General features: G+C 57.9%; 21 protein-coding genes and 1 riboswitch. Of the genes, 9 read left to right on the plus strand and 12 right to left on the minus strand.

The window, feature by feature from the left end; all coding sequences use genetic code 11:
* The first annotated feature begins 33 nt into the window (after positions 1-33).
* From ACXKZD_RS13525 to ACXKZD_RS13535, 3 genes are all read left to right on the plus strand, one after another.
* Complete coding sequence (locus tag ACXKZD_RS13525) at positions 34-1,848, plus strand: glycoside hydrolase family 15 protein (RefSeq protein ID WP_010669684.1); 1,815 nt, start codon at positions 34-36, stop codon at positions 1,846-1,848.
* Between the two features lie 214 nt (positions 1,849-2,062).
* Positions 2,063-3,184 carry a L,D-transpeptidase family protein gene (locus ACXKZD_RS13530; protein WP_010260287.1) on the plus strand — a complete coding sequence of 374 codons (1,122 nt, stop codon included), beginning with the start codon at positions 2,063-2,065 and terminating at the stop codon, positions 3,182-3,184.
* A 187-nt stretch (positions 3,185-3,371) separates the two neighbouring features.
* Positions 3,372-4,973, plus strand: a complete 1,602-nt coding sequence (locus ACXKZD_RS13535) for an inorganic phosphate transporter (protein ID WP_060679790.1) — start codon at positions 3,372-3,374, stop codon at positions 4,971-4,973.
* 21 nt (positions 4,974-4,994) lie between these two features.
* Here ACXKZD_RS13535 and ACXKZD_RS13540 read toward each other — a convergent pair whose 3' ends face one another.
* The 4 genes from ACXKZD_RS13540 to ACXKZD_RS13555 form a co-directional block, all read right to left on the minus strand.
* Positions 4,995-6,182, minus strand: coding sequence for an MFS transporter (locus ACXKZD_RS13540; RefSeq protein ID WP_033766739.1), 1,188 nt, complete (start codon positions 6,180-6,182; stop codon positions 4,995-4,997).
* Between the two features lie 70 nt (positions 6,183-6,252).
* Complete coding sequence (dusC, locus tag ACXKZD_RS13545) at positions 6,253-7,203, minus strand: tRNA dihydrouridine(16) synthase DusC (RefSeq protein WP_488981680.1); 951 nt, start codon at positions 7,201-7,203, stop codon at positions 6,253-6,255.
* A 2-nt stretch (positions 7,204-7,205) separates the two neighbouring features.
* Positions 7,206-8,585, minus strand: a complete 1,380-nt coding sequence (gene rhlE / locus ACXKZD_RS13550; protein WP_163792476.1) for an ATP-dependent RNA helicase RhlE — start codon at positions 8,583-8,585, stop codon at positions 7,206-7,208.
* Between the two features lie 217 nt (positions 8,586-8,802).
* Positions 8,803-9,195: a YbhQ family protein gene (locus ACXKZD_RS13555; RefSeq protein ID WP_031594396.1), complete on the minus strand. Its 393-nt coding sequence runs from the start codon at positions 9,193-9,195 to the stop codon at positions 8,803-8,805.
* A 179-nt stretch (positions 9,196-9,374) separates the two neighbouring features.
* Between ACXKZD_RS13555 and ACXKZD_RS13560 the strand changes: the two genes are divergently transcribed.
* From ACXKZD_RS13560 to ACXKZD_RS13570, 3 genes are read left to right on the plus strand one after another with little or no spacing between them, the layout of a single operon-like run.
* Positions 9,375-10,136, plus strand: coding sequence for an endonuclease/exonuclease/phosphatase family protein (locus tag ACXKZD_RS13560; protein WP_022626009.1), 762 nt, complete (start codon positions 9,375-9,377; stop codon positions 10,134-10,136).
* Positions 10,133-11,377, plus strand: a complete 1,245-nt coding sequence (clsB, locus tag ACXKZD_RS13565; protein ID WP_010260263.1) for a cardiolipin synthase ClsB — start codon at positions 10,133-10,135, stop codon at positions 11,375-11,377. The genes ACXKZD_RS13560 and clsB overlap by 4 nt, the downstream gene beginning before the upstream one ends.
* Positions 11,377-12,342 carry a lysylphosphatidylglycerol synthase domain-containing protein gene (locus ACXKZD_RS13570; protein ID WP_031594393.1) on the plus strand — a complete coding sequence of 322 codons (966 nt, stop codon included), beginning with the start codon at positions 11,377-11,379 and terminating at the stop codon, positions 12,340-12,342. The genes clsB and ACXKZD_RS13570 overlap by 1 nt, the downstream gene beginning before the upstream one ends.
* 50 nt (positions 12,343-12,392) lie before the next feature.
* Here the strand turns inward: ACXKZD_RS13570 and ACXKZD_RS13575 are convergent, their stop codons facing one another.
* Together ACXKZD_RS13575 and ACXKZD_RS13580 are read right to left on the minus strand one after the other, a co-directional pair.
* On the minus strand, positions 12,393-13,100 hold the full coding sequence (locus ACXKZD_RS13575) for a Bax inhibitor-1/YccA family protein (RefSeq protein WP_010260256.1): 708 nt from the start codon (positions 13,098-13,100) through the stop codon (positions 12,393-12,395).
* A gap of 246 nt (positions 13,101-13,346) precedes the next feature.
* A complete protein-coding gene (locus ACXKZD_RS13580) occupies positions 13,347-14,441 on the minus strand; it encodes a DUF1615 domain-containing protein (protein ID WP_010669679.1) in 1,095 nt (364 codons plus the stop codon).
* A gap of 106 nt (positions 14,442-14,547) precedes the next feature.
* Here ACXKZD_RS13580 and ACXKZD_RS13585 point away from each other — a divergent pair, with 106 nt between their 5' ends.
* Positions 14,548-15,333, plus strand: coding sequence for an OBAP family protein (locus ACXKZD_RS13585; protein WP_010260249.1), 786 nt, complete (start codon positions 14,548-14,550; stop codon positions 15,331-15,333).
* Positions 15,334-15,438: 105 nt separating this feature from the next.
* On the opposite strand, the gene moaE is transcribed toward ACXKZD_RS13585, so the two are convergent.
* The 5 genes from moaE to moaA form a co-directional block, all read right to left on the minus strand.
* Positions 15,439-15,891 (minus strand): molybdopterin synthase catalytic subunit MoaE, encoded by a 453-nt coding sequence (moaE, locus tag ACXKZD_RS13590; protein ID WP_010260246.1) that lies wholly within the window; start codon positions 15,889-15,891, stop codon positions 15,439-15,441.
* A 1-nt stretch (position 15,892) separates the two neighbouring features.
* On the minus strand, positions 15,893-16,138 hold the full coding sequence (gene moaD, locus ACXKZD_RS13595; protein WP_022626012.1) for a molybdopterin synthase sulfur carrier subunit: 246 nt from the start codon (positions 16,136-16,138) through the stop codon (positions 15,893-15,895).
* Positions 16,131-16,616, minus strand: a complete 486-nt coding sequence (gene moaC / locus ACXKZD_RS13600) for a cyclic pyranopterin monophosphate synthase MoaC (RefSeq protein WP_010260240.1) — start codon at positions 16,614-16,616, stop codon at positions 16,131-16,133. The genes moaD and moaC overlap by 8 nt, the downstream gene beginning before the upstream one ends.
* A 2-nt stretch (positions 16,617-16,618) precedes the next feature.
* Positions 16,619-17,134 (minus strand): molybdenum cofactor biosynthesis protein B, encoded by a 516-nt coding sequence (gene moaB, locus ACXKZD_RS13605; protein ID WP_022626013.1) that lies wholly within the window; start codon positions 17,132-17,134, stop codon positions 16,619-16,621.
* Positions 17,135-17,148: 14 nt separating this feature from the next.
* Positions 17,149-18,135: a GTP 3',8-cyclase MoaA gene (gene moaA / locus ACXKZD_RS13610; protein WP_022626014.1), complete on the minus strand. Its 987-nt coding sequence runs from the start codon at positions 18,133-18,135 to the stop codon at positions 17,149-17,151.
* Positions 18,125-18,258, minus strand: a riboswitch (molybdenum cofactor riboswitch). (Overlaps the previous gene by 11 nt.)
* A 204-nt stretch (positions 18,259-18,462) precedes the next feature.
* On the opposite strand from moaA, the gene ACXKZD_RS13615 reads away from it, so the two are divergent.
* Positions 18,463-19,386 (plus strand): gluconeogenesis factor YvcK family protein, encoded by a 924-nt coding sequence (locus tag ACXKZD_RS13615; RefSeq protein WP_010260233.1) that lies wholly within the window; start codon positions 18,463-18,465, stop codon positions 19,384-19,386.
* Here the strand turns inward: ACXKZD_RS13615 and uvrB are convergent.
* On the minus strand, positions 19,370-21,391 hold the full coding sequence (gene uvrB, locus ACXKZD_RS13620) for an excinuclease ABC subunit UvrB (protein WP_010260230.1): 2,022 nt from the start codon (positions 21,389-21,391) through the stop codon (positions 19,370-19,372). The genes ACXKZD_RS13615 and uvrB overlap by 17 nt on opposite strands.
* Positions 21,392-22,284: 893 nt before the next feature.
* Between uvrB and ACXKZD_RS13625 the strand changes: the two genes are divergently transcribed.
* Positions 22,285-23,007 (plus strand): ABC transporter ATP-binding protein, encoded by a 723-nt coding sequence (locus ACXKZD_RS13625; RefSeq protein ID WP_010260222.1) that lies wholly within the window; start codon positions 22,285-22,287, stop codon positions 23,005-23,007.
* Positions 23,008-23,137 lie beyond the last annotated feature (130 nt).

Raw genomic sequence — 23,137 nt, forward strand, 5'->3', positions numbered from 1 at the left:
ATAGTTAGGATGGACACTGACAGGGAGATGAGGATGAGTAAGGTAAAACGTAAGATTGAAGACCATGGCGTGATCGGAGATTTGCGCACCTGCGCACTGGTCGCGAATGATGGCACCATTGATTATCTCTGCTGGCCGGAACTCGACAGCCCGTCGGTCTTTGCCGCCCTGCTCGACAGCGATGATGCCGGGCTTTTCTCCCTGGCCCCTGACTGGCCCAATGCGCGACGTCAGCAGCTCTACCTGCCCGATACCAACATCCTGCAGACCCGCTGGCTGGATGATGAAGGCGTGGCGGAGATCACCGACTACATGCCGATTTGTGATGACAAGGACAAGCTGCCGCGTCTGATCCGGCGGGTCAAAATGGTTCGCGGCAGCGCGACCTTTAGCCTGCGCTGTTCACCGCGTCACGACTACGCCCGGGCGCAGACCCGTGCAGAGGCGCACAACGGCTGTATCGATTTTCATGCCGAGGGCCAGCCGTCGCTGCGCCTCGCCGCCAGCGTGGCGATGACGCTGGAGGATGAGAGCGCGACCGCCCTCTTCACGTTACAACCCGGTGAACATGCGCAGTTTGAATTTGGCAGCGTGGATGATGCGCATATCGAAGCGCTGACCACCGAACACTGCTTTGAAGAGACGCTGAACTACTGGCGACGCTGGAGCGCCCACAGTAACTATCAGGGACGCTGGCGCGAAATGGTGCAGCGTTCGGCGCTGGTCCTCAAACTGCTGACCTCACATCAGCACGGCTCTATTGCGGCGGCTGCGACCTTTGGCCTGCCCGAAGAGCTGGGCGGTGAACGCAACTGGGACTATCGCGCCTCCTGGATCCGTGACGCCTCGTTCAGCATGTATGCCCTGATGCGGCTGGGCTATATCGATGAAGCCAAACACTTTACCCACTGGGTTGGTCGCTGCGTTGAAAACAGCCATCACGATGAGATGCGCCTGCAGGTCATGTACCGGCTGGACAGCGGCACCGAACTGCACGAGATGGAGCTGCTGAATCTCTCCGGCTATGCCGACTCCCGTCCGGTGCGCATCGGCAATGACGCCTGGCAGCAGACACAGCTCGATATCTATGGCGAGCTGATGGATGCGGTCTATCTGGCCAATAAATATGGTGAGGCGATCTCTCAGCGCGGCTGGGAACATGTCGTCAAAATGATCGACTGGCTGTGTGAGAACTGGGATCAGCCCGATGCCGGTATCTGGGAGATGCGCGGTGAACCGGAACATTTCCTGCATTCACGTCTGATGTGCTGGGTGGCGATGGATCGCGCGCTGCGTCTGGGCATGAAGCGATCGCTGCCGATGCCTTATGAACGCTGGGATCGGGCGCGCCGGGAGATCCGCGAAGATATCTGGGCTAACTTCTGGAACAGTGAGCGGGGTCACTTCTCTTCAACCCGTCATGGCGAACATCTCGACGCCTCAATGCTGCTGATGCCGCTGGTGCGTTTTGTGGGAGCCACCGACCCGGACTGGATTGCCACGCTGGATGCGATCAAAACCAATCTGGTCAGCGACGGTATGGTGCGCCGTTACAATACGCATGAGACGCCCGCCGATGGCCTGAAAGGCTCAGAAGGGTCCTTCGGAGCCTGCTCCTTCTGGTATGTCGAGTGTCTGGCGCGCGCGGGCCGGATTCAGGAAGCGCATTTTGAATTTGAAAAGTTGCTGAGCTACGCCAATCCACTGGGCCTCTACGCGGAGGAGTTTGACAGCCACGGCCATGCGCTGGGCAACACGCCGCAGGCGCTGACCCATCTGGCGTTGATCAGTGCCGCCTTTTTCCTGAACCGCAAACTCAGCGGCGAACAAACACAGTGGCAACCTTAGTCAGCGATAAGCCCGGAAAGCCCCATTTTTAGCGCCCTGCTTTCCGGAAATGCGCTAACATCCGCGGTGAATTTACGTAAAGTATTGCAGGCAGGTTAAAATCCCGATTCACAACGTCAGATTAATGAACATATAATGCGCAGCAGGTCACATTGGCCAGCATGAATTCGACACACTGAACAGCCTGAAATATGGCGATAAAGAATTGTAAAATATGAAAATCATTCGCGCTTTCGCTTCAATCGCACTGGCTCTGGCGGCCTTCAGCCAGTCAGCCTTTGCTGTGGTTTACCCGTTACCGCCGGCCAACAGTCGTCTGATCGGCGAAAATATCGAAATTACTGTCCCTGAAGACAGCAAACTGCCGCTGGAAGCTTTTGCGGCGCAGTACCAGATGGGCCTCAGCAATATGCTGGAAGCCAATCCGGGCGTTGACGTTTATCTGCCTAAAGCTGGCAGCAAAATGATCATCCCACAGCAGCTGATCCTGCCGGACGCACCGCGTGAAGGCATTGTGATTAACAGCGCGGAGATGCGTCTTTACTACTATCCGAAAGGCAGCAAAACCGTGGTGGTGTTGCCTATTGGTATCGGTGAACTGGGTAAAGATACCCCGATTAACTGGACCACAGCGGTAGAACGTAAAAAAGATGGCCCGACATGGACGCCAACCAAAGGCATGCATGCAGATTACGCGGCGCGCGGTGAAACCCTGCCAGCGGTCTTCCCGCCAGGCCCGGATAACCCGATGGGCCTGTATGCGCTCTATATCGGTCGTCTGTATGCGATTCACGGCACCAACGCCAACTTCGGTATCGGCCTGCGCGTGAGCCATGGTTGTGTGCGTCTGCGCGCTGACGATATCAAATGGCTGTATCAGAACGTGCCGGTCGGTACGCGCGTACAGTTTGTTGATCAGCCGGTAAAAGCGACCGTGGAGCCAGACGGTTCACGGTATGTAGAAGTGCATAACCCGCTGTCGACCACCGAAGAGCAGTTCAACTCGCGTGAGCTGGTGCCGATTACGCTGAATCAGGCGGTGAGCAAAGTTCTGGTTGATGCCAGCGTCAATCAGGATCAGGTTAATGGCGCGATTCAGGGCCGTACCGGTATGCCAGTAAAAGTGAACGGCGTGGAGAACAACATCCAGACTGCGCCAGTTCCGATGCCGGAAAATCCGCAGGCTGTGCCACAGGAAGAGCCAATGACGCCAGTCACCTCTCAGGGCGCAAACAGTGATGCCGCGCAGCCACAGCAGCCGGCCACTGAGCCAGCCGCACCGGCCGCTCCGGTAACACCAGCAGCCCCTGCAGCCGCGGCCAATACCAGCTCGTAATTGCCGCCCTGCTTTCAGAAGCCAGCGCCTGTCGCTGGCTTTTTTATTGCCTGCGTTTCCGCGTTTTTCCCCGCACTCCGCTCAGAATGCCCCGTCCGACGATCATTAATCTGTCATATAAAGCGCGTATCACACTGCGTTGACCCGGTGCAAATCAGCATCCGGCATCAGCCACCAGAGGTACACCATGAGCGAAAACAGTCTCTCCTCCTCATCAGCCCGAGGTCGCCCCGATTTCAACGGCAAAAATAGCCGTTTCAGTAAACCGCTGTTCTTTATTCTGCTGGTTGCCGGACTGGCGTTCGCTGGCCTCAATCTGGTCAGCGATGTTGAAGAGACCAATATGCCGGTCACCAGCTATCTGCCGTTCTTTCTGCTGGGGCTGGCACTGCTGATTGCGCTCGGCTTTGAGTTCGTGAATGGCTTTCACGATACCGCCAATGCCGTGGCGACCGTGATCTACACCCATTCGCTGACGCCCGGCGTCGCGGTGGTCTGGTCCGGTTTCTGTAACTTTCTGGGTGTGCTGCTCTCCAGCGGCGTGGTGGCGTTTGGCATTATCTCACTGCTGCCGGTGGAGTTGATCCTGCAGGCCAGCAGCGGCAGCGGGTTTGCCATGGTCTATGCGCTGCTCTTCTCAGCGATTATCTGGAACCTGGGCACCTGGTATTTAGGGCTGCCGTCGTCGTCGTCCCATACGCTGATCGGCTCGATCATCGGCGTCGGCGTTGCCAATGCAATGCTGCACGGACGCAGCGGTCTGAGCGGGGTTGACTGGGATCAGGCATTGAAGGTCGGCTATGCACTGCTGCTGTCGCCGGTGGTCGGCTTTGTCTGCGCCGGGCTGCTGCTGTGGGTGATGAAACTGTTTATCCGCAATCGCCAGCTTTATCAGGCGCCAGAAAGCAATCAGCCGCCACCGGTCTGGATCCGCGGCCTGCTGATCCTGACCTGTACCGGCGTGTCGTTTGCGCACGGCTCTAACGATGGTCAGAAAGGGATGGGGCTGATTATGCTGATCCTGGTGGGCACCATGCCGATCGCCTACGCCCTGAATCGATCGCTGCCACCCGATCAGATCCCGCGCGTCGCGGCGCTGAACGAAGTGACCGCCCATCAGCTGCTGCAACTGCAACCCGCCTCAGCCAATCCTCCACCGGCCCGTGAGGTACTGACCGGCTTTGTTGGCAGCAACAGCATGAATCCCGACGTGCTGCCCGCGCTGGCGATGACGCTGCGCGAAGTCGGCGATGAGATTCGTCGTTACGGTTCAATGGAAAACATTCCAGCTCAGGCGGTGACCAATACCCGCAACCAGATGTATCTGGCGTCAGAATCGATCAAGCATCTGCAGAGCGCTGAGGTCAGACTGCCGCAGGAGACGGAACGCAACCTTAAGGCAGTGAAAACGGAACTCGACAGCGCCACCCGCTTTATTCCGATGTGGGTGAAAGTGGTGGTGGCGATTGCGCTGGGACTGGGCACCATGGTCGGCTGGCGCCGGATTGTAGTCACAGTGGGAGAACGGATCGGTAAAACCCATCTGAGCTATGCCCAGGGCGCCAGCGCCGAACTGGTGGCGATGATGACCATCGGCGCGGCAGACGGTTTCGGTTTACCGGTTTCTACCACCCACGTGCTCTCATCCGGCGTGGCGGGCACCATGGCGGCGAACCGTTCCGGCTTGCAGCTCTCGACGCTGCGTAACCTGGCCGTCGCCTGGATTTTAACGCTGCCGGTTTCTATTCTGCTCTCTGCCCTGCTCTACTGGGCGTTCAGCCATTTTTAACGGTCTGCGGCTTATCGTCATTCAGGCGATAAGCCGCTGCTGCCAGTAAAGCCGCAGGGTAATCAGCAGCGCTCCCAGCACCATCAACGCCGCCGCCAGATAGACTGACTGCATCCCCCAGTGTCCGATAAGCAATCCCGCCACCGGGCCGGTTAAGCCCAGGCCCAGATCGAGAAAAGCGGAATAGGTGCCCAGTGCAGAGCCCTGATCCTGACGCTCAACCCGTTTAACCGCCTCAACGCCCAGCGCCGGAAAGACCAGCGAAAATCCGCTGCCGGTGAGGAATGCGCCCGCCCCTACCAGCCAGGCGCTGTCCGCCTGCCAGATAATCAGCAGTCCCAGGCACTCCAGCAGGAAAGAGAAGAGCGACACGCGCAGCCCGCCGAAACGGGTAATAAAGCGACCAAATCCCAGACGCACCAGCACAAACCCCAGGCTGAACAGCGTCAGCGCATAGGCCGCGCCCTGCCAGTCGCGGCTGGCAAAATAGAGGGTGATAAAGGTGGCGATAACGCCAAAACCGATGGTGCCGAAGCCCAGCGCCAGGCCATAAAGCCAGACGCGGGAGAAGACGCGGTGAAACGGAATGCGCTCGCCCACACTGACCGTCACCGCCGCTTTGCGGCTGGCCATCAGATAGCCCGCCACGCCCATCAGCGCAATCAGCCCGGCAAATCCACTCATACCAAATTCACTGTTCAGCAGCACACCCAGCGGTGCACCGACGGCCATTGCCAGATAGGTCGCAACACCGTTCCAGGAGATCACGCGCGCGGTCTGCATCGGCCCGACGATATTCATACCCCACAGGGTAGAGCCGGTGCTGCTGAAGCTTTCACCTACGCCGAGAAACAGCCGTCCGATGGCCAGCAGCGCCAGACTCAGCCACGGCCAGCCGCTCAGCAGTGCGGCCACGATAGTCAGCACCCCGCTCATACCGCAGCAGAGCAGTCCCAGCATCACCACCCGCTTTGGCCCAAGGCGATCGGCCAGACGGCCCGACTGCGGACGGCTGAGCAGCGTCGCAAAGTATTGAATGCTGATAATCAGTCCGGCGATAAAGGAGCTGAAGCCAAGATGATTTTTGACGAAGCCTGGCAGCACGGCCAGCGGCAGTCCGACAGAGAGATAGCAGAAGAAGGTGAAGATAATAACGGAGAGGATTCGTTTGTTGAGCTGGCTGTTGCTCAACACAGCGGAGTCAGACATAGCAGGCAAGGGGTCCAGGAAATTTTTCCCACTATACCGTCAGGTCACTAAAGGGTCGCCTGATTTTTTATCACAAACCATGAACATGTGCGTGACGATCAATCGCCTGTGCAATGTCGCCCGACGATTTTAACGCACGGATTTCGCTGAATAAGCCATCGGCTTCGCCATAGGCTTTGCGCAGATAACCGAGCCACTGTTTGATACGCGCCACGTGGTAGAGGCCGGTATCGCCCTGCTTTTCCAGCCGGCTGTATTTCTGTAATAACCGCACCACATCAGGCCAGGCCATCGGCGGCTCGTTATATTTCACTACCCGGCTCAGGTTGGGGATGTTCAGTGCGCCACGGCCAATCATCACCGCATCGCAGCCGGTTACCGCCATACAGTCTTGCGCGCTTTGCCAGTCCCGGATCTCGCCATTGGCAATCACCGGAATGCGCAGCCGCTGACGAATGTCTCCAATCGCCTGCCAGTTGATCGCCTCTGCGCGATAGCCCTCTTCTTTGGTCCGCCCATGCACCGCCAGCTCGCTGGCACCGGCCTGTTGCACCGCATCGGCAATCTCCAGACTGCGGGCGCTGGAGTCCAAGCCGAGCCGCACTTTCACCGTTACCGGCAAATCTGCAGGCACCGCTTCACGCATCGCTTTCGCGCCGCGATAGATCAGATCGGGATCTTTAAGAAGAGTTGCGCCGCCTCCGCTGCCGTTGACCAGTTTAGAAGGACAACCACAGTTGAGATCCACACCCCATGAGCCCAGTTCCACCGCACGTGCGGCGTTCTCGGCTAACCATTCGGGATGCTGCCCCAGCAGCTGCATACGCACCCGCGTGCCGGAAGGCGTGCGGCTGGCGTTATGCAGTTCGGGGCAGAGACGGTAGAAAGATTTTACCGGCAGCAGTTGATCGACCACGCGCAAAAACTCAGTGATGCAGAGATCGTAGTCGTTCACTTCCGATAACAGCTGGCGCACCAGTGAATCCAGCACGCCCTCCATCGGTGCCAGTAAAACCCTCATACTCAGACGTTTCCGGTACGCTTCGCTGCTGCCGGACGACGCGGACGGGCTGCGGGCCTATCGCCCTGAGGAGCGGCCTGGCTCTGACGACGCGCCTGAGGACGCTTTTCGCCGGATGAAGATGAGCGCGATGTGCCTGCACCCTGTCCGCCCTGGCTGCGACCACGGCCGCCGCCACCGCCACCTGCACCGCCGCGAGACTGCTGCTGACGACCGTTGATGATCGGCTCCGCTTTGATGCTCGGATCGGGTTCATAACCTTCAACGGCCAGACGCGGGATTTCACGCTTCAGCAGACGTTCGATATCACGCAGCAGTTTATGCTCATCGACGCAGACCAGTGACAGTGCGACACCGGTCGCCGCCGCACGGCCGGTACGGCCAATACGGTGAACGTAATCTTCGGCGACGTTAGGCAGCTCATAGTTCACGACGTGTGGCAGCTCTTCGATATCCAGGCCACGGGCCGCGATATCGGTGGCAACCAGGACGCGAATTCCGCCTGACTTAAAGTCGGCCAGCGCGCGGGTACGTGCACCCTGGCTCTTGTTGCCGTGGATCGCGGCGGCGGAGATGCCATCTTTGCCCAGCTGCTCGGCAAGGTGGTTCGCGCCGTGTTTGGTCCGGGTGAAGACCAGCACCTGCTGCCAGTTGCCTTCGCCAATCAGCTGCGACAACAATTCACGCTTACGCTTCTTATCAACGAAAGCCACCTGCTGCGCGACCTGCTCGGAGGCGGTGTTGCGGCGAGCCACTTCAATCATTTCCGGGTTGGTCAGCAGTTTTTCAGCCAGGCCTTTGATCTCATCAGAGAAGGTGGCAGAGAACAGCAGGTTCTGACGTTTAGCCGGCAGACGCGCCAGTACGCGACGGATGTCGTGGATAAAGCCCATATCCAGCATACGGTCCGCTTCATCCAGCACCAGAATTTCGACCTGTGACAGGTCAACCGCATTCTGTTGTGCCAGATCCAGCAGGCGTCCAGGCGTTGCCACCAGGATATCGACGCCGCCACGCAGTTTTACCATCTGTGGATTGATGCTGACGCCACCAAACACCACCATGGAACGCAGCGAGAGATATTTGCTGTAGTCGCTGACGTTTTCGCCGACCTGCGCCGCGAGCTCACGGGTTGGGGTCAGGATCAGGGCGCGCACCGGGCGACGACCGCGGATGGGCGTGGCAGTGGCAGAGAGTTTTTGTAACATCGGTAAGGTAAAGCCGGCTGTTTTGCCGGTGCCGGTCTGGGCGCTCGCCAGCAGATCGCGGCCTGCCAGCACAACAGGAATCGCCTGGCGCTGGATAGGTGTGGGTTCGCTGTAGCCTTGTTCGGCGACCGCGCGCAAAATATCGGCACTCAGGCCGAGAGAGTCAAAAGACATTAAGTGATTTACTCCGGTCCGCTCTGACCGTGATTCACGGTGTAGTTTTCAGAGGGATAGTGACGCCAGCCAGGGCTGACGCGTGAAAAGGGCGCAAACTACGATGCGTAAGCGGGCGAGTGTAACAGCTTTAAGAGAAGTGTGCGAGATAGCTCACATTTCCTGACACAACTTAACCGCCTGAAAACAGGAAGGCCACCTTCCGGTGGCCTTCAACTTAACTACGTTTGTTTTCGATTCGTCGCGGTGGCTCTTTCGCCAGCAGCGAGACCAGCGCCGGACCCAGCAACATCACTACGCCGAGACACGCCAGCAGCAGGTTGTTGTGGTAAATCCGCGACACCAGGAACAGTGTCATCATGGCGGCGCCAAAGTAGTAAGTGGTGGTCGCTTCTTCAAGATAATCGCCGAGAGTACGTAAACGGGCAATGCGCTGTGTCACCAGCATGGCAACAAAAACCAGTGCGTACATCGCCACCAGCGTACTGCAGACATCAACCAGCGCTTTGTGCTTCCAGCCCCAGATCAGTGCAGCGATCACCAGCAGATGCATAGCAATATGCAACAACGTTTGACCCGTGATAATTTGAATACGATTAGACCATTTCATTCAGTTCTCCTGGCAGACCCAACAGGTCGCCCAAGTGCTACCGGCACAAGCCGGAAACGATTTCCTCAATGTAAAACAATTTTCGGATAACGCCCTAATTTTCGCCCTCTTTCACCACCCATTTGTGACAAAGACTACACTTTGATTCTATTGATGATGAAAAGGAGTGCGTCGCGAGTATGCCACAAAACAAGCAAGGATTTTCAATAAAAGTCCTGACGATCAATACACATAAGGGTTTCGCCCCTTTCAATCGCCGCTTCATCCTGCCCGAATTACGCGACGCCGTTCGCGCAACGGAGGCGGATGTGGTCTTTCTGCAGGAGGTGATGGGCACGCATGCCATCCACTCCCTTAACCATGAGGAGTGGCCCGATTCTCCTCATTATGAGTTTCTGGCCGACACCATATGGAACGATTTCGCCTATGGGCGTAATGCGGTCTATCCGGAGGGGCATCACGGCAATGCGGTGCTGTCTCGCTTCCCGATCGCCGACTATGAGAACCGGGATATCTCGGTGGCGGGCAGTGAAAACCGCGGCATGCTGCACTGCCAGATCGCCCTGCCCGAGCCGCACGGCACGCTGCATGTCATCTGCGTTCATCTGGGTCTGAAAGTGGCCCATCGTCACGCGCAGATGAAGAAAATATGTGAAATGGTTAACTCACTGCCGCCCGACGCGCCGGTGGTGGTGGCGGGCGATTTCAACGACTGGCAGCGACGCGCTAACTCCATTCTGAAACATGGCGCAGGCCTGAAAGAGGTATTCAGCATGAAAACCGGACGCCCGGCGCGCACCTTCCCGGCGCGCTTCCCGATCCTGCGGCTTGACCGCATCTATGTCCGCAACGCCACCGTCAGTCATCCGTGGGCGCTGCCGCGCAAGCCCTGGTCCCATCTTTCCGACCATGCGCCGCTGGCGGTGGAGATTCACCTATGAATTTTAGCTGGCAGGAAGGCAACCGGCTGCTGTTGCTGGAAAATGGCGAAGCGTTTTTCCCGCGGGTCTTTGGCGCGATCCAGCGGGCGGAACGTACGGTATTAATCGAAACCTTTATTCTGTTTGAGGATGACGTGGGCAACGCCCTGCACCGCGAACTGCTGGCGGCAGCCCAGCGCGGCGTGCGGGTCGAAGTGATGGTCGATGGTTATGGCTCTGCCGAACTCTCCGACAAATTTGTTAACAGCCTGACCAGCGCTGGCGTGCGTTTCATCTATTACGATCCGCGTCCGCTGGTGATGGGGATGCGCACCAACGTTTTCCGCCGCCTGCACCGCAAAACCGTGGTGGTGGATGACGTGGTAGCCTTTGTCGGCGGCATTAACTTCTCGGCCGAGCACAACACCGATTATGGCCCGGAAGCGAAACAGGATTATGCGGTACAGGTCAAAGGCCCGGTGGTGGGCGACATCGCCCGCTATCTGCAACAGGCGATTGGCAGCGAACAGAATACCCGCCGCTGGTGGGGGTCGCGCTCTCATCGTCCGGCGGTCAACGCCACGCCCGGCGATGCTCAGGTGCTCTATGTTTATCGCGATAACGACGAGCATCGTGACGACATCGAAGTCCACTACCTGGAGATGCTGCGTGAGGCGAAGCGGGATGTGATTATCGCCAATGCCTACTTCTTCCCGGGTTACCGGCTGCTGCGTGAGATGCGCAACGCCGCGCAGCGTGGCGTCCGGGTGCGACTGATTGTGCAGGGCGAGCCAGATATGCCGATTGTGAAAGTGGGCGCGGAGCTGCTCTACAACTATCTGGTCGATGGCGGCGTTGAAGTTTACGAATATATCCGTCGCCCGCTGCACGGCAAGATCGCGGTAAAAGACGACTACTGGGCCACCGTCGGCTCCAGCAATCTCGATCCGCTCAGCCTGTCACTTAACCTTGAAGCCAATCTGATCATCCACGACAGACCGTTTAACCAGACGCTGCGTGATAACCTGGAAGCGCTGCTGGCCAACGATTGCCAGCGCGTGCAGGAAGATCGCTTACCGCCGCGCAACTGGTGGCAACTGAGTAAAAGCGTGGTGGTATTCCACTTCCTGCGCCATTTCCCGGCCATCGCTGGCTGGCTGCCGGCGCATACGCCGCTGCTGGCCCAGGTGGGTGAGCCGGTACAGCCTGAAATGGAGACGCAGGATCGCGTTGAAACTGATAACCCGGGAGCAAAATCCTGATGGCAAAAAAACATCCACGCTGGCAACTGGCGAAAAAAATCCTCACCGTGCTCTTTTTCATCGCGGTGGTGGTTCTGCTGGTGGTCTATGCCCGCAAAGTGAACTGGGAAGATGTTTATGACGTCATCGTTAACTACAACCGCTTTGTGGTACTGACCGCCGCCGGACTGGTGGTGCTGAGTTACCTGGTGTATGGCTGCTATGACCTGATTGGACGCGCCTACTGCGGCCATAAGCTGGCGAAGCGGCAGGTGATGCTGGTATCGTTTATCTGTTACGCCTTCAACCTGACGCTGAGCACCTGGGTGGGTGGCGTCGCGATGCGCTACCGGCTCTATTCACGGTTAGGGCTGGATAGCGGCACCATTACCCGCATCTTCTCTCTGAGCATCGCCACTAACTGGCTGGGCTATATTCTGCTGGCGGGCGTGGTATTCAGTGCGGGCATGGTGTCGATTCCCAGCGGCTGGTTTATTGGTGAAACCACCCTGCGGCTGATTGGTGGCGCTCTGCTGGTGCTGGTGGCGGTCTACCTCTGGGCCTGTGCCTTCTCAAAACAGCGTCGCTGGACGATCAAAGGCCAGACGCTGCAGCTGCCCTCGCTGCGCATGGCGCTGCTGCAGTTTGCGGTTTCCTGTGCCAACTGGATGGTGATGGGGGCGATTATCTGGCTGCTGCTGGGACGAGACGTCGGTTATCCGATGGTGCTGGGCGTGCTGCTGATCAGCAGTATTGCCGGGGTAATCATTCATATTCCGGCGGGCATTGGCGTACTGGAAGCGGTCTTCCTGGCGTTACTCAGCGGTCAGCACGCCTCGCATGGCACTATCATTGCGGCGCTGCTGGCTTATCGCGTGCTCTACTTTATCCTGCCGCTGCTGTTAGCGCTGGTGCTCTATCTGGGGCTGGAGAGTCGGGCGAAGCATCTGCGCCAGAAGAACGAGCAGAAGTTGCAAAAATCGTAATAAAAAAGGGGAGGCGCAGACAGTGCGCCTCCCCCGCTACTCCCTCAGGCTTAACGGCGGTTGCCGAAAATCCGCAGCAGCATCAGGAACAGGTTGATGAAGTCGAGATACAGCGTCAGTGCGCCCATAATCGAGTAGCGACGCAGGTTTTCCGTATCGCGGGCATCGATCTGCTCACCGATATTTTTCAGCTTCTGCGTGTCATAGGCCGTTAACCCCACAAATACCACCACCCCGATGTAGGTAATCGCCCACATCAGCGCCGGGCTTTTCAGCCAGAAGTTCACCAGCGACGCCAGCACGATGCCAATCAGCGCCATAAACAGCAGGCTGCCAAAACGGCTGAGATCGCGTTTGGTGGTATAGCCGTAGAAGCTCATCGCGCCAAACATCCCCGCCGTGATAAAGAAGGTGCTGGCGATCGAAGAGTTGGTGTAAACCAGGAAGATACTCGCCATGGTCAGGCCGGTCAGCGCCGAATAGAGCATAAACAGCCCGGTTGCCACGGCCCCGCTCAGGCGATGCACCATGCCTGACAGGAAGAAGACCAGCCCCAGCTGCACGATAATCAGTCCGAAGAAGGTGATGCGGTTAGCAAACACCAGCTCCATGATCGCTGGCGTGCGCGCAGCGTACCAGGAGACAAACGCCGTCAGTAACAGACCGCAGGTCATCCAGCCATAGACCTGCGCCATATAGGCTTGTAAACCGCGAGATGCGGATTGAACGATGGAATCATTTCGTGGATATCGGTCCATGATGCACCTCTTGTTAAACGGATTAGGACCGGCTCCACACAGGGAACCGGATGAATAACCTGGTCTGGCAGGCATACGTTGTTTCTGTTTCAGCCCGTTGGGCCAGCGACAGCGCGACACAACCGCCACGGGCCCATACGGCCTTATGAGGATGCGCACAGTTCAGGGCCAGAATAACAATAAAAGTCGCCCGGAACTGGCTCTAAGTGTGGCACAGCTCAGCTCAACTGCGCCACAACATGCCGCTTAACGTCGCGACAGGCACTGCTGATAACGGCTGTCGACACGCTGCGCAAACCACGCCGTGGTGAGATTACGGGTAATTTTCGGGCTTTCCAGCTTGATGCCCGGCAGCATTTCACGCGGTAACTTTCGACCCGCCATTTTATCCGCCAGGGTAAAGACCTGTTTCCAGAGTTCGCTGTCGCTGAACGACGCTTTCTCCCCTTTCTCCAGATCGCGGCGAATGTCGCTGTTGCTCATATCGATCTGCTTCGACAGCGTGCGCACCGCCAGTTCGGTGCCGCCCGCCGCATCCGATCCATAAAGAATCAGATCGCCATCCAGCGCCAGCTTCATGCCGGTGGCGCGCGACACCGCCGCCTGGAAGGCCGCATTGCGGCTGGCATACCAGCCCGCATTGTAGTCGGCAAAGCGGTAGAGCGGCTGGCTGTAGTCAGCCGGATAGCCGAGCAGGTGCATCGTCCCGAAGTAGATCCCGCCATGACGGGTGAAGACTTCACGCCGGATGGTGCCATCGATCGGCCACGGGTAGCCTTTGGCGTGCGCTTCGGCAAACGCAATGCTGACCTGCATCGGCCCGCCGGTGTGGATCGGATTGAGATTACCAAACAGCGTCTGGCCCATCGGCACCATATCGATCAGGTCATCGAAAATAGCGCTCAGCTCTTTCTCACTGCGCACTTTGTCCAGTCGGGCGGCGTAGCTTTCACCGGTAGGCGATTTGATCTGCAGCGCGGTACGCACCAGGAATGCCGGAACGTGCACCTGCGCCGCACGGCGGTTGATCTCGCCCCAGGCGATTTTTGGCAGACCCGGCACGGCGGCCTCGGCGCTGAAGTTGCTCTCCTGATCCGCCACGGCGATCACCGCGCAGAGGTTGCTGGCGCTGGGATCGATCTGCTGAGTGCGGAAGGTGGTGTAGATATCGTCGCTCCACGCCGCTTTATTGCTGACGTGCGACGGCAGCAGCCGCTGGATCTGCGCTTTGACATCTTCAGGCTGCCGCACCGGCGCCTCAGGGGTTTTCTTGCTGCTACAACCTGCCAGCACCAGTGCGGCGACCAGTGTCAGACGTTGCAGAATCGGGGTGGATGACATGCCTGTCCTCAGAATGAACCAAAGCTCTACTCTACCATTGCCAGAGTTTCACAGGCAGGCGAGAACTGAACTAAGGTTATCTTTTTTACCGTTAAAGGAACTTACGATGTTTAAACTCTGGCCTGTTGCGGCGTTCAGCCTGTTATTAACCGGCTGCGGCGCCAATAATACGCCTGCCCAGGTAAAATCGCCGGGCGCCCCCACCTCCTCCTCGCTTAAGGTGCTGGAGACCGGCGCCAGCGTGATGCAGTCACGTCCGCCCATCGACGCCATCAACACCTATCTCGACGGATTCCATTTTTATAACGGCGATAAGAACGGTCAGATGGAGGCGCACCACTATGTCACCGTGCTGAATGACGATGTGATGCAGGCGGTGATTTACGACGGCAATACGCGTGATGCACGGCTGATGGGCGTGGAGTACATTATCAGCGAACGGCTGTTTAACACCCTGCCGCCCGAAGAAAAGAAGCTCTGGCACAGCCATCAGTATGAGGTGAAATCGGGCACGCTGATTGCACCAGGCTTACCGGAAGCCGCCGACCACGCCCTGATGAAGCGCATTGTGAACACCTACGGGAAAACCTGGCACACCTGGCACACCGATCGCGACAAAACGCTGCCGATCGGCATTCCGGCGCTGATGATGGGCTTTACGGAGGATGGTCAGATGGACTCGCGACTGCTGGCGGACCGCGATCGTCGTTTTGACGTCGACAGCAAAAAGATCCGCGCCCAGCGTGCGGATATCGTGGCGCATCCTGCCGCGGCAGGTGCCAATGCCTGGCAACAGGGCCAAGTCATTCAGCTGAAGCGCACCGCCGGCGGCGGCGAACACAGCCACGGTCAGACCGGTTTTGGTCCGGCTGAGCAGCTAAAGCAGCCTTAATCCCGCGCTGAGCGTCGTGATGCCTGGTGATGCGGGCAGCGGCGTGTCTGCGGTTAACGGCTCAGCGGACGCAGACGCCTTTGCCCGCTAAGCCGTTAATGCAGCTTAGTCCCAGCGCTGAGCCGCCTGGTGGTCGCTGTCGCGGGCATCCACCCAGCGATCGCCCTGCTCTGTCGCTTCTCGCTTCCAGAACGGCGCGCGGGTTTTCAGGTAATCCATAATGAACTCTGCAGCGGAAAAGGCGCTGCCGCGATGGGCGCTGGTCACGCCCACCAGCACGATTTCATCGCCGGGAAACAGTTCGCCCACGCGATGGATCACCGTGACGCGCTGCAGCGGCCAGCGTTCGCGCGCCGCATCAACAATCTCCTGCAGCGCTTTTTCGGTCATGCCGGGATAGTGCTCCAGCGTCAGTGCCGCGACGTCGTTGCCCAGATTGTGGTTACGGACTTTGCCGGTAAAGGTCACTACAGCACCATCTTCATCACAGGCCGCCAGCCAGCGATACGCTTCCGCCATATCAAAGGGCGCGGGGCCGACGCGAATCTGCGTTTCCATCTTAGCCTCCGGTCACGGGCGGGAAGAAGGCCACTTCATCACCGGCGTGCAGCGGGTGACTCATCGGCACCAGCGTCTGATTAACCGCCGCCAGCAGCTTGCCTGACTCGAGCGCCAGCGCCCAGCGGTCATCGCGTTCTGCCAGCGCACTGCGCAGCGCGGCCACATCCGGATAATCAGCACCGACCTCAAGCGATGAGGTGCCGGTCAGCTCACGGACCTGGGCGAAAAACAGCACCTTAATCATGCGCGACCGCCTGGAAATCGCCGCTTTTGCCACCGCTCTTGCTGATTAAGCGCAGCTGATCGATAACGATATCTTTCTGCACCGCTTTGCACATGTCGTAGATGGTGAGCGCGGCAACCGATGCGGCCGTCAGCGCTTCCATCTCCACGCCGGTTTTGCCGGTCAGGCGACAGAGCGTGGTGATGCGGACCCGGCTGTGGTCCGGTTCCGCCTCCAGGTTCACTTCCACTTTGCTCAGCATCAGCGGATGACAGAGCGGAATCAGTTCCCAGGTGCGTTTCGCCGCCTGAATGCCGGCGATGCGCGCGGTGGCAAAGACATCCCCTTTGTGGTGGCTGCCTTCGATAATCATCTGCAGCGTTTCCGGCTGCATCAGCACCAGCACTTCTGCCCGCGCTTCGCGCACGGTTTCCGCCTTGGCGGAGACATCCACCATGTGCGCTTCGCCCGCGGCGTTAATGTGTGTGAGTTGAGACATACTTACCGTTTCTTGAGATGTGAGACAAAATTACAGGGCGCGGTGCGCGCATCAAGCTGGTCAGCGATAATGCGTTCCCAGGCGGTGCGGCAGGCGCTGGTGGAACCCGGCACGGCCAGGATCAGCGTCTGATTAGCCAGACCGGCAATCGCGCGCGACTGCAATGTCGAACCGCCAATCTCTTCATAGGAGATCATCCGGAACAGTTCGCCAAATCCATCAATCTCGCGGTCAAACAGCGGCAGCAGCGCTTCCGGCGTGCTGTTTTTCAGATTAAAGCCGGTTCCGCCATTAATAATCACGACCTGAACATCTTCACTGGCGATCCAGCGCGACACGGTGGCGCGAATACGATAGAGATTATCCGGCACGATGGCGTGATCGACCACCTCATGCCCCGCTTCGGCTGCGGCTTCGCGCAGATAGTCGCCGGAGGTATCGTCACTGGCATCGCGACGATCTGACACTGTCATCACCGCAATCTGCACTGCCTGAAATTCGCTGGCTGGTTTACCCATACTGCCTCCTGAAATTAGCCGCCAATGTAAGAGAGATTCTGTGTGATGCCGGTGTTGCCCTGATGCAGAAAGTGCGTCTGCTTTTTCTGCCCCAGGCTGCTGGCGATGCGCGCCTGCAGTTCGGCCTGCTGGTCGTCTGACGCCAGCAGATCGCGCAGCGGCACACCGCCGTCACCAAACAGGCATAGGTGCAGATTACCGTGCGCCGAAACGCGCAGACGGTTGCAGCTGGCACAGAAATCTTTGGCGTAGGGCATGATCAGACCAATCTCGCCGACATAATCGGGATGGTAAAAGACCTGCGCCGGGCCGTCGCTGCGTCCGCTCTCCCGACGCTGCCAGCCCTGGGCGATCAGCTGATCGCGGATGACCATGCCGGAAACGTGCTGATCGCGGAACAGCGTGCCGCCGTCGCCGGTCTCCATCAGCTCGATAAAGCGCAGCTGAATCGGACGGGTGCGGATCCAGTCGAGGAACGTAGCCAGATTACGGCTGTTGAGATCGCGCATCAGCACGCTGTTGACTTTGACCTGGCGAAAACCGGCGTCGAGGGCAGCATCAATACCGCTCATCACCTGATGGAATTTATCCTGACCGGTAATGGCGTGAAACTGACGGGCATCCAGGCTGTCGACGCTGACGTTGAGTGCGGTTAACCCCGCGTCACGCCACTGTTTCACGTCACGCGCCAGCCGGTAGCCATTGGTGGTTACCGCGATCTGGCGAATGGAGGCGTTTTCGCGCACCGCCGCAATGATGTCGGTGAAATCACGGCGCAGCGACGGCTCACCGCCGGTCAGCCGCACTTTTTCCGTTCCGGCAGCGGCAAAGGCCCGCGTGACGCGGCGGATTTCATCCAGCGAGAGAAAGCTTTTGTTACGAATTCCCTGCGGTTTGTAGCCGTCAGGAAGACAGTAGGTACAGCGGAAATTACAGACATCCGTGACCGACAGGCGCAGGTAATAGAACTTACGCGCGTATGCATCAGTAAATTGTGACACCAGAACACCTTTCCAGATTGGGAGATGCAGTCATTTCTTCCTGCACCCTGGCAGCTCGATGGCTACGGCCTGAACCCCCTATCCGCAGACGTAGGCATTCAGGCTTGAGTGTACGCTGACCCGTTGATCAGCGCGGTAAGCATGATGGTAGCGTGATTTTCGTCACTCTTCCATTTGCTGTTTTCGCTATATATTCTTATACATATCGAATTTTCACCGCATTTTCGCGACAGGATACGTTAAAATGCGATCCAGATTTTGACGTAAGTCATCCGCGCGGGCTTAGCGATTAGAGCCACGCCACGCGAACGGATATTAAGGAGAAGTATGAATCGCACTCTGGCCGATCTTGATCGCGTTGTGGCACTGGGAGGCGGACACGGTTTAGGCCGCGTCATGTCTGCCCTTTCCCCGCTGGGCTCGCGTCTCACCGGCATCGTCACCACCACCGACAACGGCGGATCAACCGGCCGTATTCGTCGCTCAGAAGGTGGTATCGCCTGGGGCGATATGCGTAACTGCCTTAACCAGCTGATTGCAGAACCCAGCGTCGCTTCGGCGATGTTTGAGTACCGTTTTGCCGGTAATGGCGAACTGGCCGGACACAACCTGGGTAATCTGATGCTGCGGGCGCTGGATCATCTCAGCGTTCGTCCGCTGGAAGCGATCAACATCATCCGTAACCTGCTTAAAGTCGACGCCTTTTTAATCCCGATGTCGGAGCAGCCGGTGGATCTGGTGGCGATGGATGTTGAAGGCAACATGGTTTATGGCGAAACCGCAATTGACGAGATGAAGCAGCCGCCGCAGGAGCTGATGCTGCATCCCAACGTCCAGCCAACGCGGGAAGCGCTGCAGGCGGTTGGTGAAGCGGATCTGATCCTGATTGGACCCGGCAGCTTTTACACCAGCCTGATGCCGATTCTGCTGATGGAAGAGATGGCGCAGGCCTTGCGTCGCACGCCTGCCACTATGGTGTTTATCGGCAATCTGGGCCGCGAGCTGAGTCCTGCCGCCGCCAGTCTCTCAGTGGCTGACAAGCTGCAGATGATGGAGCGTTATATCGGCAAGCGGGTGATTGATGCGCTGGTCGTCAGCCCGGCGGTGGACACCCGTGGCATTGAAAACCGGCTGATTGTCCGTGAACCGCTGGAGGCCGCCGATATCCAATATCGTCACGACCGCCAGCTGTTACGGGTGGCGCTGGAACATGCCATTCAGGGCTTTAACGGCGCTACGAGGCCGCAATAAACAGCGTTCGCAGTTCATGCAGCTGATCGCGCACGTTGGCCGCCTGTTCGAACTCCAGGTTCTGCGCATGCTGCTGCATCTGCCCTTCCAGCTCGTGGATCTTCTTCTGCAGAGCCTGCGGCGTTAACAGCTGGAAATCGGCCAGCGCCTGGGCTTCGCCAGGACGGGCTGGTTTCGCTTTGCCGCGGGTTTTCACCACGTTTTTGCCCAGTTCCAGAATATCGGTGATCTTCTTATTCAGGCCCTGCGGCACGATGCCATTCTCTTCGTTGTGCAGCTGCTGTTTCTCACGGCGGCGCTCGGTCTCTTCAATGGCGCGCGCCATCGACGGCGTGATTTTATCGCCGTAGAGAATTGCCTTACCGTTGATGTTACGCGCCGCACGGCCAATGGTCTGAATCAGCGAGCGTTCGGAGCGCAGGAAGCCCTCTTTATCCGCATCGAGAATCGCCACCAGTGACACTTCCGGCATATCCAGCCCCTCACGCAGTAAGTTAATGCCCACCAGCACATCAAACTCGCCCAGACGTAAGTCGCGAATAATCTCCATACGCTCTACCGTGTCGATATCAGAGTGCAGATAACGCACCTTCTCACCATGCTCAGACAGATATTCGGTGAGATCTTCCGCCATGCGTTTGGTCAGCACCGTCACCAGTACACGTTCGTTGATCGCCACGCGCTGACGGATTTCTGACAGCAGATCGTCAACCTGGGTACCGACCGGACGCACTTCGATGATCGGGTCCAGCAGACCGGTAGGACGCACCACCTGATCGATCACTTCGTCGCCCGACTTTTCCAGCTCATATTTGCCCGGCGTCGCCGAAACATAGATGGTCTGTGGTGCCAGTGCCTCAAACTCTTCAAACTTCATCGGACGGTTATCCAGCGCCGACGGCAGGCGGAAGCCGTACTCCACCAGCGTCTCTTTACGCGCCCGGTCGCCTTTGTACATGCCGCCAATCTGCGGAATGGTCACGTGCGACTCATCCACCACCAGCAGGCCATCGGCGGGCAGATAGTCAAACAGCGTCGGCGGCGCTTCGCCCGGTCCGCGTGCGGAGAGGTAGCGTGAGTAGTTCTCGATGCCGGAGCAGTAGCCCAGCTCGCTCATCATCTCCAGGTCAAACTGGGTACGCTGAGTAATGCGTTGCTCTTCCAGCAGCTTATTGTTCTCCAGCAGCACCCGGCGGCGGTCCGCCAGCTCGACTTTGATATCTTCCATCGCCTGCAGAATACGCTCACGCGGCGTCACGTAGTGCGTCTTGGGGTAGATGGTAAAGCGCGGCACGACCGAATCGATCTGGCCGGTCAGCGGGTCAAACAGCGACAGACGCTCAACCTCTTCGTCAAACAGCTCGACGCGCAGCGCAATATCGTCCGACTCCGCCGGGAAGATATCGATCACTTCGCCGCGCACCCGGAAGGTGCCGCGCTGGAACGCCTGGTCGTTGCGGGTGTACTGCAGCTCTGACAGACGGCGCAGAATACTGCGCTGATCGATAATCATGCCGCGGGTCAGGTGCAGCATCATTTTCAGATAGAGATCGGGATCGCCCAGACCGTAGATAGCCGAAACCGATGCCACCACAATGACATCGCGCCGTTCCAGCAGCGCCTTGGTGGCCGACAGACGCATCTGTTCGATATGTTCGTTCACCGACGCATCCTTTTCGATAAAGGTGTCGGAGCTCGGCACATAGGCTTCAGGCTGGTAGTAGTCGTAGTAAGAGACGAAAAACTCGACGGCGTTATCCGGGAAAAACTCTTTCATCTCGCCATAGAGCTGGGCGGCCAGCGTCTTGTTGGGCGCCAGCACCATGGTCGGACGGTTGAGGTCGGCAATCACGTTGGCGACGGTAAACGTTTTACCGGAGCCGGTTACGCCTAATAAGGTCTGATGGGCCAGTCCATCCTCCAGCCCCTCTTCCAGGCGACGTATCGCCTCAGGCTGGTCGCCCGAAGGTTTAAAGGCGGAGTTCAATTTAAAGGCTTTGCTCATGAATGCAGTTCCTGCTGGAGAAGTCGGCGGGCAGGCACTTATTTTACTCTGCTATGGTGATTTTGCCAGAAAATAATACTGGATATAAAAACAGTATTGGTGCAATGTTAACGCCAGCAGGATGGCACCTGATGTCCCTGCAGGCTGGCAGCGTTATCGCTCAGCATGTTGCGCAATGTTATCCCCAGGCAGGGATCTGATTTAACATTTGTCAATAGAGTGTCACAAAATTACAGTACGGTTACCTGACAGATAATTCTCAGGCTTGTTTTTTGATAAGCAACTGATTTTACTGACATAAGGCTATGAGGCCAGATTCTCGTCATTATGTTACCAGGCCGCGTATTTCCTCGCTTCCAACTGGTTTTCATTACCTAATGCACAAGGTTATCCACAGGAATGGTGGATAAGTGATGGCAGCCCCGACGCCATCTGCTGTGTATAATTTTTCCCTGCCTTCTCACTACCGTGAAAATAATTTTTTTTGCGTTAAATTTCGCGTCGCCTGCTGACGGATTATTCTGCAATTTTAATCTGTCACCGGGTGTCGTACGCAAATTTGCACGCCTCATACTAAGATTCTTAATCGGACTTCCTGCCACGTTACAGTACGTCTGCACCAGAAACAGCGCTCCAGGGCACTGCAAAAGTGCAGATGCGTGGTCACCGTGGGGAATTGATAAGTTTTTCTCACCTTTCATCCCTGATACGTGGCGCTGCAGCAGGAAACAGGGCCGTTTTTAGATCTGGCCTGGGAATTGCAGGAGTCAGTAGCGTCACCGCGCGGAACGCGCACTGTGCTGCAATGGCGAGGCTGCCGTTGCTGATGACTTGTTTGCCAGACGACAGAGCGCGGAAGCAATCAGGCTAACGATCGGGAAGGAGAGTGTCAGATGCTGAGTTTACGTTCGGTAAATCAATTTTACGGTCAAAACCATATTCTGTGGGATGTGGACCTGGATCTGTCGCCTGGCACCTGCACCGGCATTCTGGGCCGTCCTGGCATGGGCAAAACCACGCTGGTGAACTGCATCATGGGCAGATTGCCGATTAACAGCGGCTCTATCTCCTGGAAAGAGGATGGCTCGCCGCCGGAAGATCTGCTGCTGCAACCGGCTGAACAGCGGGCGCAGATGGGGATTGGCTATGTGCCGCAGGGCCGCCATATTTTTACCCAGATGAGCGTGGAAGATAATCTGCTGATTGCCCTGCTGGCGGGTGCCAGCCAGCGCGACCGCCATCGCGCCATTCCCGAAATGGTATTCGACCTCTTCCCGGCGCTCTACTCTCTGCGCCAGCAGCGCAGTGGCGATCTGCCGATCGATCAGCAGCAACAGCTGGCCCTGGCGCGCGCGCTGGTGCTGCAGCCCAAACTGCTGATTCTGGATGAGCCGACCGACGGGATGTCGCCGTGGCTGGAAGAGGAGATGGGCAATCTGATCCGTCGGCTTAACCTCGACTACGGGCTGACCATCCTGCTGCTGGAGCAGCGCCTGTCGCTGATCCGTCGCGTGGCGGACTATTTCCTGCTGCTGCACCGCGGCCGCAATGTGGCGCAGGGCAGCATGGAACAGCTTGATGACCACACCGTCGATAAATGGCTGACGGTGGCCTGACATTCAGCGCCTGCCCCACCGGGCGTAAGTGTTGCAGGCAGGCTGAAGACGGAGCGCGCAGAACCACCGGAGCGTGTGCACAGCGCGTGAGGATGGTGAGCACTGCCCGGATTCAGCACGACAAATAAAA

It is taken from the genome of Pantoea sp. ABR1s, from assembly GCF_057812235.1.

What these genes read in the sequence shown, in the direction of transcription:
- dusC (WP_488981680.1), bottom strand. Translation starts at nt 7,203, where the DNA reads ATGAGGGTTTTACTGGCACCGATGGAGGGCGTGCTGGATTCACTGGTG.
- ACXKZD_RS13615 (WP_010260233.1), top strand. Translation starts at nt 18,463, where the DNA reads ATGAATCGCACTCTGGCCGATCTTGATCGCGTTGTGGCACTGGGAGGC.
- clsB (WP_010260263.1), top strand. Translation starts at nt 10,133, where the DNA reads ATGAATTTTAGCTGGCAGGAAGGCAACCGGCTGCTGTTGCTGGAAAAT.
- ACXKZD_RS13535 (WP_060679790.1), top strand. Translation starts at nt 3,372, where the DNA reads ATGAGCGAAAACAGTCTCTCCTCCTCATCAGCCCGAGGTCGCCCCGAT.
- rhlE (WP_163792476.1), bottom strand. Translation starts at nt 8,585, where the DNA reads ATGTCTTTTGACTCTCTCGGCCTGAGTGCCGATATTTTGCGCGCGGTC.
- uvrB (WP_010260230.1), bottom strand. Translation starts at nt 21,391, where the DNA reads ATGAGCAAAGCCTTTAAATTGAACTCCGCCTTTAAACCTTCGGGCGAC.
- ACXKZD_RS13540 (WP_033766739.1), bottom strand. Translation starts at nt 6,182, where the DNA reads ATGTCTGACTCCGCTGTGTTGAGCAACAGCCAGCTCAACAAACGAATC.
- ACXKZD_RS13570 (WP_031594393.1), top strand. Translation starts at nt 11,377, where the DNA reads ATGGCAAAAAAACATCCACGCTGGCAACTGGCGAAAAAAATCCTCACC.
- ACXKZD_RS13560 (WP_022626009.1), top strand. Translation starts at nt 9,375, where the DNA reads ATGCCACAAAACAAGCAAGGATTTTCAATAAAAGTCCTGACGATCAAT.
- moaC (WP_010260240.1), bottom strand. Translation starts at nt 16,616, where the DNA reads ATGTCTCAACTCACACACATTAACGCCGCGGGCGAAGCGCACATGGTG.
- ACXKZD_RS13525 (WP_010669684.1), top strand. Translation starts at nt 34, where the DNA reads ATGAGTAAGGTAAAACGTAAGATTGAAGACCATGGCGTGATCGGAGAT.
- moaD (WP_022626012.1), bottom strand. Translation starts at nt 16,138, where the DNA reads ATGATTAAGGTGCTGTTTTTCGCCCAGGTCCGTGAGCTGACCGGCACC.
- ACXKZD_RS13585 (WP_010260249.1), top strand. Translation starts at nt 14,548, where the DNA reads ATGTTTAAACTCTGGCCTGTTGCGGCGTTCAGCCTGTTATTAACCGGC.
- ACXKZD_RS13580 (WP_010669679.1), bottom strand. Translation starts at nt 14,441, where the DNA reads ATGTCATCCACCCCGATTCTGCAACGTCTGACACTGGTCGCCGCACTG.
- ACXKZD_RS13530 (WP_010260287.1), top strand. Translation starts at nt 2,063, where the DNA reads ATGAAAATCATTCGCGCTTTCGCTTCAATCGCACTGGCTCTGGCGGCC.
- moaB (WP_022626013.1), bottom strand. Translation starts at nt 17,134, where the DNA reads ATGGGTAAACCAGCCAGCGAATTTCAGGCAGTGCAGATTGCGGTGATG.
- ACXKZD_RS13555 (WP_031594396.1), bottom strand. Translation starts at nt 9,195, where the DNA reads ATGAAATGGTCTAATCGTATTCAAATTATCACGGGTCAAACGTTGTTG.
- ACXKZD_RS13625 (WP_010260222.1), top strand. Translation starts at nt 22,285, where the DNA reads ATGCTGAGTTTACGTTCGGTAAATCAATTTTACGGTCAAAACCATATT.
- moaE (WP_010260246.1), bottom strand. Translation starts at nt 15,891, where the DNA reads ATGGAAACGCAGATTCGCGTCGGCCCCGCGCCCTTTGATATGGCGGAA.
- ACXKZD_RS13575 (WP_010260256.1), bottom strand. Translation starts at nt 13,100, where the DNA reads ATGGACCGATATCCACGAAATGATTCCATCGTTCAATCCGCATCTCGC.